General features: G+C 37.4%; 10 protein-coding genes. All 10 read right to left on the minus strand.

Annotation, left to right across the window (positions count from 1 at the left end):
* Positions 1-69: 69 nt before the first annotated feature.
* Entirely contained in the window at positions 70-1,305 is a 1,236-nt protein-coding gene (locus tag TOL2_RS10725) for a hemolysin family protein (protein ID WP_051012345.1), read from the minus strand.
* Between the two features lie 207 nt (positions 1,306-1,512).
* Positions 1,513-2,667: a lipid-A-disaccharide synthase gene (gene lpxB, locus TOL2_RS10730; RefSeq protein WP_232508125.1), complete on the minus strand. Its 1,155-nt coding sequence runs from the start codon at positions 2,665-2,667 to the stop codon at positions 1,513-1,515.
* 31 nt (positions 2,668-2,698) lie between these two features.
* A complete protein-coding gene (locus TOL2_RS10735; RefSeq protein ID WP_014957492.1) occupies positions 2,699-3,532 on the minus strand; it encodes an LpxI family protein in 834 nt (277 codons plus the stop codon).
* Positions 3,533-3,573: 41 nt separating this feature from the next.
* Positions 3,574-4,344 (minus strand): acyl-ACP--UDP-N-acetylglucosamine O-acyltransferase, encoded by a 771-nt coding sequence (lpxA, locus tag TOL2_RS10740; protein ID WP_014957493.1) that lies wholly within the window; start codon positions 4,342-4,344, stop codon positions 3,574-3,576.
* 11 nt (positions 4,345-4,355) lie between these two features.
* Positions 4,356-5,399: a UDP-3-O-(3-hydroxymyristoyl)glucosamine N-acyltransferase gene (gene lpxD / locus TOL2_RS10745; RefSeq protein WP_014957494.1), complete on the minus strand. Its 1,044-nt coding sequence runs from the start codon at positions 5,397-5,399 to the stop codon at positions 4,356-4,358.
* Positions 5,400-5,492: 93 nt separating this feature from the next.
* The gene (locus tag TOL2_RS10750; protein WP_014957495.1) at positions 5,493-6,023 is read right to left on the minus strand and encodes an OmpH family outer membrane protein; all 531 of its coding nucleotides are present in this window, start codon (positions 6,021-6,023) and stop codon (positions 5,493-5,495) included.
* Positions 6,024-6,046: 23 nt separating this feature from the next.
* Positions 6,047-8,707 carry an outer membrane protein assembly factor BamA gene (bamA, locus tag TOL2_RS10755; RefSeq protein WP_014957496.1) on the minus strand — a complete coding sequence of 887 codons (2,661 nt, stop codon included), beginning with the start codon at positions 8,705-8,707 and terminating at the stop codon, positions 6,047-6,049.
* Positions 8,708-8,734: 27 nt separating this feature from the next.
* Positions 8,735-9,424 (minus strand): ABC transporter ATP-binding protein, encoded by a 690-nt coding sequence (locus TOL2_RS10760; RefSeq protein ID WP_014957497.1) that lies wholly within the window; start codon positions 9,422-9,424, stop codon positions 8,735-8,737.
* A complete protein-coding gene (locus TOL2_RS10765; RefSeq protein WP_014957498.1) occupies positions 9,417-10,640 on the minus strand; it encodes a lipoprotein-releasing ABC transporter permease subunit in 1,224 nt (407 codons plus the stop codon). The genes TOL2_RS10760 and TOL2_RS10765 overlap by 8 nt, the downstream gene beginning before the upstream one ends.
* Positions 10,641-12,122: a lysine--tRNA ligase gene (gene lysS / locus TOL2_RS10770; protein ID WP_014957499.1), complete on the minus strand. Its 1,482-nt coding sequence runs from the start codon at positions 12,120-12,122 to the stop codon at positions 10,641-10,643.
* Between the last annotated feature and the right edge of the window lie 48 nt (positions 12,123-12,170).

The raw sequence follows: 12,170 nt of genomic DNA on the forward strand, positions 1-12,170 counted from the left end.
GCATGCTGTCATTTCCCAATATAATTTTTAATCCTAAAAAATTATACTCAAGGTATGGATATGTCAAGATTAATCTTTTTTAATAATAAAACTTTGTATTCTGTTTCCATCCATATCTTTAACCGTGACAGTCCATTTATCAATAATGATAGACTCACCAGGCTCTGGAATTCGCCCAATCTGTGATAGAAAAAATCCTGAAAATGTATCGTATGTATTTGATTCCGGAATTTTAAGCTCGATTTTTTTATTTAGATCATCAATATCAATTTTTCCAGTTACCAGCCATTTATTTCCCTTAAGTCTGACAATATCGGGTATAAGCCGGTCGGTTTCATCAACTATTTCACCAATGATCTCTTCTACAACATCTTCAAGTGTGGTGATACCGGAAACACCACCATGCTCATCCACAACAACGGCAATATGATTTTTTTTCTGCTTGAAATCCTGTAACAGGGAATCCAGTTTTTTTGATTCCGGTATAAAATAGGGTTTCTTCATGATCTGTTTGACATCCAGAGGGGTGTCAAAATCAGATGTGCAGGCTTTTTGAAAACTTGCAAACAAGTCTTTTACATGCAAGATTCCGATAATATTATCAATACTGCCTTCGATAACCGGTATTCTTGAATATCCGGTCTTAAGAATTTGTTCAATATCCATCTCCTGTGACACGTCTATTACGAACATATCCGCCCTGGGTGTCATAATTTCAGAACAGGAGGTGTCGTCGAATTCAAATATATTGGTAATGAATTCTTTTTCTTCTTCTTTGATTTCACCATCTTCTTCCACCACTTCCACCATTGTCATGAGTTCATCTTCAGTCACTGTTTCATGTGAAGTGTTAATTGTTCCATGAAGCCTGGGTATAAAATTCAACAGATAGATCAACGGAAAAAATAGTTTTGAAAGCCAGAAAAGCGGATAAATGACAAGTCTGGCAACCAGAATATTATTGTGATTGGCAAATGATTTTGGAAAAATTTCACCAAAAATAAGAATAAGCATGGTCATTGTACCGGTTGCAATGCCGACGGCATTGGATTTAAAATATGAAATGGCAAGGGCTGTGGCAAGGGACGATGCACCGATATTTACAAGGTTGTTTCCAATCAAAATGGTGGTTAAAAGCGTATGAGAATCCTCCTTCATATCCAGAATTAATTGTCCGGTATTTGAACCGTCTTTGGCAACATGGAGTGCCTTGATTTTGCTGATTGAAAAAAGAGCTGTTTCAGAAGAAGAAAAAAAAGCGGATAAAAAAAGACATATTATAAGTACTATCAATTCAAAAGTCATCAAAGCAGAATAGCATCCTTTGGAAAGAGGACAGATTTCAAGTCTGTTCCCGACATTAATTTATTTTTTTTATAACTGCAACGGGCAGACCTGATATTTCATCCTGGTTTGTCCACAACACAAAATGAAAGTCGCTGTTTGGATTTTTGAAGACTTTCATATAAAATTCACTCTAATAATATTCAAATGTGTTTGTCAAATTTAATATCATTGTATGATTTTTTGGATCATATGCATTGCAATACCTGCCGTTCTTTTTGAAGCCCCTTTGTTCCCAAGTAATTTTCTGACCATCTGTAACTTATCTTGAAAACAAGACAAATGATCAATCATATACAAGGCTTTTTGACTTATTTTTTCAGGGGTTGCATTGTTTTGTAAAAGTTCCGGCATCACTTGTCCATTAACAATTAAATTCGCCAGCCCGGCATATTTGAGTTTAACAAACAATTTTGCAATCCAGTAACTGATAACAGACATCTTGTATATAAGAATGGTTGGAACACAACAAAGCGCGGCTTCAAGAGTAACGGTTCCGGAAGCGGCAATCACGAGGTCTGATTTTAACAATATATTCTTAACCGGGCCGTCATAAATTTCAAATATTTGGTCAAATGAATATTTTTTTAAAATAGCTTTTATGTTTTTTTCATGAATTAAAGATGCTTGAGAAATAATAAAACATATTTTTTTTCGTTTGACCTGCAGGTTATGTGTTTGATGAATAATAACAGCCGCTTTGATCATGATTTTAAGCAGATTCTTTATTTCAGACGCTCTTGACCCGGGAAGCAGACTGATAATCAGGTAATCCGTTTTCTTTGCCGATAAACAGCTTGTTCCAAAAAAAGGTTTTGATATATTTTCAGGATACTCGTCTACCAGGGGGTTACCGACATAAGTGGAAGAAATACCGGCTTTTTTAAATATTCTTTCTTCAAAAGGAAGAATTAATGCTGCATGATCCACATATGTTTTGATCTTTTTAAGCCTGGATTTTTTCCATGCCCATACCTTGGGTGTGATATAATATAAAATTTTTATCTGGCAATGCTCTTTTGCGAACCGGGCCGCTTTTAGATTAAATCCAGGATAATCCACAAGTATAATTAAATCCGGTTTATTAACCCTTAATTTTTTTTTGAATAAATCAAAGGCTTTTTTTATCTGTCCCAACTGTGCCAGGACTTCGGTAATTCCCATTGCCGAAAGATTTGCAATGTCATAGAAAAGGTCTACATTTTGATTTTTAAGATGAGGTCCGCCAATACCTGAAAAATAAATATTGTTCTTGGATTGTCTGATTTTTTTAACAAGATGCCCTGCATGGAAATCACCGGAAGGTTCACCTGTAAGAATCATAATGTGTCTTGATTTTGAAGGAAGATCCATCTTATGTGAGGCCTTCAGGTGAGATATCATCATCGGTATGGCCAATTATGGAAATATGATATTTATTTGCAAGATCAATCATCTCTTCCCGGTCAAAAGCAATGGATTTTTCAGCTTCAAGCACAAGAACCCCGACCCCGAATTTATGCATCCTCTCAATGGTTTGACAGCCCGAGGAAGGCAGATCAAAACGCAGATCCTGGGCCGGCTTGGAAAGTTTAACAATCACTGCACCATTTTTGTGGGACAATAAACCGCCTCTTTTAATGGTGGCATCCGTACCATCAATGGCTTCAACAGCAAGAACCGTTCCGTTACTGATCACAACACATTGACCTATATCCAGCTTTCCGATCTCTTTTGCTATTTTCCATCCTTGAACAATATCTTTTTTTTCAGCTTTATCCGGCTTTCGTTTTGTCCAGCATCCTTTGGGGCTGATCAATTCAGGAAGAAGAAAAGTGGAGGGCAAAATTTGTATACCTTCTTTGGCAAGTAAATTTGCAAAAGAGGTTAAAATTGAGTCATCATGGGTTTTAGCGGTTTTGGCAATAAAGGAAAGCGCCTTAAAATCCGGGCGGATATCTTTGAAAATATTGGTCTTTTTAATACTGCCCAGCATGACTGCTTCGGTAATATGGTGTTGTCTGAAATATTTGATCAGTTTGGAAATCTGCCCAAGGTAGAGCCATTTCAGCTCTTCAACATGGTTCAAAAGAATTTTATCCGTTTCAGAGTGAAATCCTGCTGCAAAAACCGTATATCCTTTTTTAACCGCTTTTTTTGAAAAAAGAATGGGGAATTGTCCGCCACCTGCTATAAGTCCGATTTTCATTTTTTTTCAGTGTGACCTTCAGGTTACGCATGACCTCCAGGTTATCGTGTAACCCCACGGTTTGATTTAATAATAAATTCCACAAAATTTTTCACTTCAGCTATTTGCTCAACTTCGGCTTTCACCCGTTCTGAGGCTTGTTTAACGGTTAATCCGATTCTAAAAAAAATCCTGTATGCTTTTTTGAGTTCCTGAAGTGTTGATTTGGGAAAATTATGCCGCTTCAGGCCCACATTGTTCAAACCATGGAGAGTTGCACGATCCCCGGATGCGATCACATATGGCGGTATATCCTTTACCACTGCCGATTTTCCTCCGATATAGGCAAAATCTCCAATTTGAACAAATTGATGAATTGCAACCAGCCCTCCTACCGTTACATTATCACCAATAATGATATGACCGGCAAGAGTAGAGTTGTTGGCTAAAATAACCTGTTTTCCGGTCTTGCAATCATGGGCAATGTGGGTATAGGCCATTAAATAATTTTCTTCCCCCACCTCAGTAATGCCGCCGCCGGATTCAGTTCCCCGGTTAATGGTCACAAATTCCCGGATAATTGTCCCCCTGCCGATTTTAAGATGGGTTTTTTCACCATGAAATTTTAGATCCTGGGGGGCACCTCCAACAGAAGCATATTGAAAAATCCTGCAATTTTCTCCAATAGTCGTGTATTGTTCAATAGTTGTATAAGGGCCGATTGTCGTACCTGACCCAATGTGAACATCTGATTTGATAAGGGCATAAGGACCGATGCTGACATTGGAATCAATTTCAGCTAAAGGATCAACAATGGCAGTGGGGTGAATCATATTTACTCCGTTTATTCGTTTTTATTTTCCAACTCTTTCAATCTTTTTTCAAAAGAAAATAATTTTTTTCTCATTTCCGGCAACCGGGATATGATGCTGACAACTTTGCGCCAACGGCCATGCGGCATATGCGGTATACCGGATACAATTTTATTCTCGCCCACATCACTGTGAACCCCTGTATAGGGACCGACAATAGAACCGTCGCCAATCTTAATATGTCCTGAAATACCGGCTTTGCCGGCAATAATAACATTTTTACCGACAATGCTGCTTCCAGCAATCCCAACCTGGGCAACAATCAATGTGTTGTCCCCGACTTTAACATTGTGTGCAATATGGACAAGGTTATCTGTTTTAACACCAGTCCCGATAACCGTCATACCAAGGGTTCCCCTGTCAATGGTATTACATGCCCCAATTTCAACATGATCCTTGATTTGGACATATCCGGTATGGATGATCTTTTCATGCGTACCGGATGATTGGGTAAAACCAAATCCATCCGAACCAATAACTGTTCCGGAATGGACAAGAACATAACTGCCGATTACAGATCGTTCCATTATGGAGACATTTGGCTTGATAACGGTATGGCTTCCAATACAGGCATTGTCCCCGATAAAAACATTGGGCATCAAATGTACATGATCACCCAATGTGACGTGGTCACCAATAAAAACACCGGACTCAATAACAGTATCTTTTCCAATTTTCACATTCTTTCCGATCGTCGCACTGGAATGGACATGGCCGACATATTTTTTTTGCGGATGAACCATTGAAACCAGTTTGAAAAAAGAAAGTTTGGGGTTTTTTGTTTTTAAAAAGATACCGTTATATCCACTTTCCTTTTCAATGGAAAAAGTATCGGGAATGATTATCACCCCGGCGTTTGTCTGATCAAGACGGTTTAAGAACTTTGAATCACACGCAAAAGTGATATCATCGGGTTGTGCATCTTCAAAAGAGGAAACACCGGTAACGATAAAATAAGCATCACCAATGATTTCAGCCTGAATAATTTTTGCAATTTCATTTACAGAGAATTTCATAAAAGAACTTTTATATGAAACTCAGTTCAACATACCGTAAATAATAAGAGTTTCATTTTTTTGTTGTGGCAGGTCAATCTGCCATTGCCTTTATTAGTTGGTTTTAGACACTTTTAAGTTGTATTTTTTAATAACTTGATCCGTAATATCCAGTTGCGTTGGATGATAAACTACACCAGCCGTCTTTTTTTCAAGAATCAGCAAATAGTCTTCTTCTTTTCCAATTTCATCTGTAATTTTAAAAACTTCTTTTTCAAATTTATTTAATAAGTCCATTTCAAACTGCTTAATTCCTTTTGTAAAATCATCCTGCATCTGTTTGATATCATTAACGCGAATCCTGAACTCGCGTTGTTTCTCTTTTTGTTTTTCAGGAGTTAATACAAAGGAATTCGCGTTCAAGGCTTTTTGCATTTCATCCAGTTGTTTTTTTTCATCCTGTAATTTTTTTTGTAGCTCAGCATGTTTGCCGCTTGTTTGTTTCTGGATTATTTTTCCAGCGCTGGACTCCTGCAATATTTTTTGAAAATTGATCACACCGATTTTTGCGATATCCGCACAAAGAACTTCAGAAACGAATCCGAAAAACAATATCATACTTAAAATAACAATAGTTCTTTTCATTAAATCCTCCATAATTTTTAAATTTAAAAAGAAGCACCAACGGAAAATTCAAATTGTCCGTCGCCACTGTTTTTTACGTTTTTGCCATCAATGACCCAGGCGTATTCAACTCTTAACGGCCCTATGGGAGAATTCCATCGCATCCCGGTACCGAAACTTGAGAATTGGTCTCCAAGATCAAAATCTTCACTGGTTCTATATACATCACCGCGATCATAAAAGAAAACAACGGCAACTTTGTATTTTTCCGTTAAAGGAAAAGTCACCTCCGCATTAAATTGAAGATATTTTTCTCCTCCCCTGTCCTTTTCTCCTGCCTGTGAAGCATTAATGTCAAATTTATCAAATCCTCTGACAGAATTCATACCTCCCAGGTAAAATTTGGTAAAATCAATATCTATGTCATCGCTGGTTCGGTCATCCAAATATCCTGCTTCCGCATGCAATGCACCTGTAAATTTCCAGAAAAGAGGAAAAAAGATACCGGTTTCAACAAGATATTTTGTGTAATCAATATCACCGCCCAAAAATTCTCCGGCATATTCAATTGAAAGCTTATGTTTTGATCCTTCCGTGGGCAAGAAAAAATCATCCCTGGAGTCATATTGCAGAAAAGGTTTTATGCTGCTGGTTAGAAAAGAGCCGGGTGTCATGTTTGTGTCTGCAACTTGAACCTCTGTTATTTCAAAATCTTCAATATTATAATTTATACCTATTGTAGTATAGTCAAAAAGTCGGTATCCCAACTTTAATGTCATGCCTAATGCCTCTTTATCATAATAATCATACTCTTTATCTTCCTTATAAAGTTGCACTCCGCCGGAAACAGCCGTATCCATAATATAAGGCTCAAAAAAACTGATATCATAGAGAACGGACTCTTCAGAAAGCTGGACACCTATTTTTAAGGTTTGGCCTTTTCCAAAAAGATTTCTTTCCTGGATGGAACCTGACAGAAAACCACCTTCTGTGCTGCTGACACCACCGCCAATTGAAAAAGTGCCGGTTTCTTTTTCAACAACTCTGACATCTAAATCCATTTTGTTTTCATCAACTGTCTTCACCGGCTTGACATCAATCTCATCAAAATAATTCAGGCGGTTTAAATTTTTAAAGCTTTTTTGGATATTCTCTTTGCTGTAAAGATCCTGCTCAATAATTTTAATTTCTCTTCTGATAACTTTATCACGGGTTTTCAAATTACCACTGATATTAATCCTGTTAAAAAAAACAGGTTCTCCCTTGTCTATGGAAAATGTGACACTCATCATTTTCTCCTGATCATCTTTATCAACAAGGGGATTGATATTTGCATTGGCAAAACCTTTGTTGGCATAATAATCGGAAATAGTGAGAATATCTTTTCTAATCGTCTCTCTGTTGTACAGCTGTGTTTCTTTGGACTGAATATCTTCTAAAAGTTCTTCTTTGGCTACAATCAAATCTCCTGCAATATCAATTGTTTTAATCTTATATTGCATGCCTTCCTCAATTTTGAAATAAATGGAAATTGATTTTTCACCAACATCAATAACAGGATCTGAAACTTTTGTATCAATAAAACCATTGTTTTTATATAGAGATTCAATCCTTATCACATCATTTTGAACCTCTGTCTCGTTAAGATCTCCTGAAGAGGTGAAAAACGAAAAAAAACCTTTTTCAGACGTTTCCATAGCTTTTTTTATTTTTTTATCAGAAAAATAATTGTTTCCTTCAAAGGTGATTTTTTCAACTTTAATCTGTTTTCCTTCATTAAAAATAAAAACAATGTCGGCCTGGGAATGCTCAAGCGGAACGATTTCATAGCTTACCGAACAATTTTGATAATTTTTTTCAGTATACATTAAGCGCATGCGATTCACATCAGAATTAAGTTTGTGAATATTTAAAATCGAACCTGTTTTTGTATCTACACTGTCTGCAAGCTCCTCATCCTCATAAACCGTATTATCCTTAAATTTTAATTTCCTGACAGTGGGTTTTTCAGTGAGCTCAAAGACCAGTTTTACGCCATTGTCAAGAGATTGTTTTTTAACAACCACATTGTCAAAATAGCCCATTTCATAAATCTTGCGCAGATCTTTAGATATTTTATCAGGCTTAATAATATCTCCGGCCCGGGAATCGATAATCCGCATAATGGCATCGGTTTCCACTCTTTTATTTCCTGTAACAACAATATCTGTTATGATTTTTTTATGGTAAATCTCTCCGATTATTTCTTTACTGATCTTGGATACGGCAGAAAACAGATTTTCAAGGGTGTCGGCATCAGCATATAGGGGAAAAGAACTGTCCTCTTTATAAATATTTACAAGATTTGAGTCTATACTGACGCTGTCTCCAGCCATAAAAACTGATCCGGTTAAAATATAATCAACCCCCAATTCAATCCCGTGTTTTCTAAACTGTGAAAAGGTCCATTGATTGATATCGGTTTGGATATCTGGCTGAATTTTTGAAAAGATTACGGTAATACCTTCCAACTCAAGGTTTTTAGAAATCATCAATGGAATTTTTGTGGGAATTTTTGTATCAAGCTGATTATCTGGCTGTCCGGCATCAAAGGAAAAAGGAACAATCGCCAGTTTGATATCCGTTTCTGCGAACAGATCACCACTGAACAATAAACTAAATAAAACAATAACTATGGCTGTTTTTCTTAAAATAGATTTATTCATGATATTGTCACTTGTTTTTTATCTTCGTTAAACAGGAATTATTTTTCCATCCATTATGGTAACGGTTCTGTTCATCATACTGGCAAGTTCATTATTATGAGTTACCACGATAACAGTCATGCCGATCTCTTTATTCAATTCATCAATTAACTCATGAACACTGCGGCTGTTTTTTTGGTCAAGGTTCCCGGTTGGTTCATCTGCCAAAAGTATTTTTGGTTTCATAACCAATGCTCTTGCCAGTGCCACCCTTTGTTGTTCACCTCCTGAAAGATCTTCCACCCGATGGGAAACCCTTGATAAAAGCCCTACCCTTTCAAGCATATTTAAGGCACTTCTTTCAATAGTTTTTTTATTTTTATGCGCAATTAAACCCGGCATCATAACATTTTCCAATGCTGAAAACCCTTGAAGCAAATAATGAAATTGAAATACAAAGCCAAGTTTTGAATTTCTGAAATAGGCAAGTTTTTCATCTCCCAATAAAAGCAAATCATTTTCCTGGAAAAAAATTTTACCGGAATCAGGCCTGTCAAGGGTGCCTATAATATTTAAAACTGTCGATTTGCCAATACCTGATGCCCCGACAATTGCAATTGTTTCACCTTTGTAGATATCAAAAGAAGAAGTATCTAAAATTTCAATTTTTGATGATTTTGAATAAAAACCTTTTGAAACCGATTGAAGCGACATCAGTGGTATGGGTGAATTATCCATATCTTAAAGCCTCAACCGGATCCATTTTTGATGCTTTATATGCGGGGTACAAAGTTGAGAAAAAACAAATAATAATGGCACAAATGGCGATAACAATGACATCAAGAAATTCAAGCTGCACCGGAAGTGTCGAAAAAGGGTATGCATCCGGCAATTGGATAAAGTCATATCGTTTTAAAACAAAACAAATGACCACACCTGAAATAGTACCGATACATGTCCCCATAAGTCCGATAATCATGCCTTTGAGAATAAATATTTTTCTGATGGTTTTGTTTGTTGCCCCCATTGCCTTTAAAACAGCGATATCTTTTGTTTTTTCCATTACCATCATAATCAGGGCGCTGGCAATATTAAACGCTGCAACCAGTATGATCAGCGTCAGAATAATAAACATGGCTGTTTTTTCAAGTTTTAAGGCTGAAAAGAGGCTTTTATTGATTTCCATCCAGTCCCTCAGATAAAAAGGGTAATTTGATATATCTGAAAGGCTGTCTTTAACCGGTTTGACATTAAACACATCATCAATCCAGATACCAATGGCAGAAATTTTGTTTTTTGCATTGGACAGTTTTTGAGCTTCTTTTAAATGAACATAGGCCAGTGTGCTGTCATATTCATACATACCGGAATCAAAAGTTTGCGTTACGGCAAACCGTTTCATTGATGGAATATGTCCCATGGGAGAAATAAATCCGTTTGGGGTCATGAGAATCACCTTGTCACCTTTTGTGACTCCGATAATGTTTGCAAGTTCCCGGCCTAAAATTATTCCCGGAAGGTTCCCGTTTTCCGGTTTTGTGCCCAGCAGTTTTTTTAATTGTTCCGGTCCCAATCCTTTCACAAGACTAAACCCCTTGTCAGGGTCGATTCCTCTAACCATGACACCGGAAAAAGCATTGCTTGAACGGATCATGGCCTGGGCAAATAAAATCGGCGCAGAGCCTTTGATCTGATCTTTTTGATCAAGGTTTGTTAATATAGAAGAGTAGGCATCAAACTTTCCTGTGTAATTCATCAAAAGTATATGTGGTTCAACACCTAGAATTCGCTTTCGAAAATCAGTTTCAGCACCACTCATAACGGCAATAACGACAACAAGCGCCATAACACCGACGGTAACGCCTGCCACGGAAAGAAATGTAATCAGGGAAATAAACCCTTCTTTTCTTTTTGCTTTAAGGTATTTGCCTGCTATGAATAATTCAAAGGTCATCTAATCAGACATTTTTTTCATATGGGGAAAAAGGATGACTTCTCGAATGGAGGCGGAATTGGTCAGCAGCATCACAAGCCTGTCGATGCCGATGCCTTCTCCTGCGGTTGGAGGCATACCATATTCAAGTGCTTCCACATATTCGGAATCCATTATATGGGCTTCTGAATTTCCTTCATCTCTTTGCTGTACCTGCATTAAAAAGCGGTTATGCTGATCTTCGGGGTCATTGATTTCAGAAAATCCATTGGCAATTTCCCGACCCGCAATAAACAATTCAAACCGGTCTGTCAATTCAGGATTGTCCTCGCTTTTTCTGGATAAGGGAGAAACTTCCACAGGGTATCCGGTAATAAATGTGGGCTGGATTAACTTGGGTTCAACCAGAATATCAAACAGCTTTGTTAAAATTTTACCATGACGGTCTTTTTTTGTGATCTGTATGTTGTTGTCCTGGGCAAATTTTAGCAACGCCTGGGTATCATCTATAATCTCAGGATCAATTCCACCGATTTTCGTGAGCGATTCAATCATTGGAATGCGCTGCCATCCTTTTTTAAAGTCAATGGATTGCCCCTGATAATCTACGGTTGTTGAACCTGACACCTGCTGTGCAATGGATTCAAACATCTCTTCAGTCATATCCATCAACTGTTCATAGTCTGCATAAGCCTGATAAAACTCAACCATTGTGAATTCAGGGTTGTGCCGGGTTGAAACCCCTTCGTTTCTAAAGTTCCGGTTAATTTCAAAAACCTTTTCAAATCCGCCGACAACCAGTCGTTTCAGGTATAATTCAGGAGCAATTCTCAAAAACAGCTCCATTCCAAGTGCATTGTGCCAGGTTTTAAACGGAGTGGCTTCAGCTCCACCGGCTAATGGCTGCATCATGGGTGTTTCAACTTCCATGAACCCTTTTTCTTCAAAAAAACGTCTCATGGAAGCGACAATCTGGCTTCTTTTTATGAAAATCTGCCGGGTATCCTCGTTCATTACAAGATCAAGATATCTCTGGCGGTATCGTTTTTCAGGGTCTTTTATCCCGTGAAATTTTTCCGGCAACGGTCTTACCGCCTTGGATAACAACCTGAATTTATCAGCCAGAAGGGTCCACTCACCGGTTCGTGTTTTAAACAAAGGACCTTTAACGCCAATAAAGTCACCAATATCAAGCTTCTTAAACAGAGAATAGGTTTCATCCCCTACCCTGTTTTGTTGTAAATAGACCTGGAGTTGATCAGATCCGTCTTTAAATCGGACAAAAGACGATTTTCCCATTTTATTAATGGCCATCATTCTTCCTGCCATTTGGAATTGATCGCCTTCTTCACCTAAAGAGTCAGGGTTTTCTTCAGTGAATTTTTTCAGTTCTTTGATGGAACATGATGGTTTAAAATCATTTGGGTACAGATTAATTCCATTATCTTTCAATTCATTGATTTTTTCTTTTCGAAGTTGTATCAGCTTACTTTGTTTATCCATAAATAGTTACTTTCATATTCTTAAGTGCATTTTGCAAGTCGTTTCATT

The sequence above is a fragment of the Desulfobacula toluolica Tol2 genome (genome assembly GCF_000307105.1).
Lineage (GTDB): Bacteria > Desulfobacterota > Desulfobacteria > Desulfobacterales > Desulfobacteraceae > Desulfobacula > Desulfobacula toluolica.

What these genes read in the sequence shown, in the direction of transcription:
- TOL2_RS10725 (WP_051012345.1), bottom strand. Translation starts at nt 1,305, where the DNA reads ATGACTTTTGAATTGATAGTACTTATAATATGTCTTTTTTTATCCGCT.
- lpxB (WP_232508125.1), bottom strand. Translation starts at nt 2,667, where the DNA reads ATGATTCTTACAGGTGAACCTTCCGGTGATTTCCATGCAGGGCATCTT.
- TOL2_RS10735 (WP_014957492.1), bottom strand. Translation starts at nt 3,532, where the DNA reads ATGAAAATCGGACTTATAGCAGGTGGCGGACAATTCCCCATTCTTTTT.
- lpxA (WP_014957493.1), bottom strand. Translation starts at nt 4,344, where the DNA reads ATGATTCACCCCACTGCCATTGTTGATCCTTTAGCTGAAATTGATTCC.
- lpxD (WP_014957494.1), bottom strand. Translation starts at nt 5,399, where the DNA reads ATGAAATTCTCTGTAAATGAAATTGCAAAAATTATTCAGGCTGAAATC.
- TOL2_RS10750 (WP_014957495.1), bottom strand. Translation starts at nt 6,023, where the DNA reads ATGAAAAGAACTATTGTTATTTTAAGTATGATATTGTTTTTCGGATTC.
- bamA (WP_014957496.1), bottom strand. Translation starts at nt 8,707, where the DNA reads ATGAATAAATCTATTTTAAGAAAAACAGCCATAGTTATTGTTTTATTT.
- TOL2_RS10760 (WP_014957497.1), bottom strand. Translation starts at nt 9,424, where the DNA reads ATGGATAATTCACCCATACCACTGATGTCGCTTCAATCGGTTTCAAAA.
- TOL2_RS10765 (WP_014957498.1), bottom strand. Translation starts at nt 10,640, where the DNA reads ATGACCTTTGAATTATTCATAGCAGGCAAATACCTTAAAGCAAAAAGA.
- lysS (WP_014957499.1), bottom strand. Translation starts at nt 12,122, where the DNA reads ATGGATAAACAAAGTAAGCTGATACAACTTCGAAAAGAAAAAATCAAT.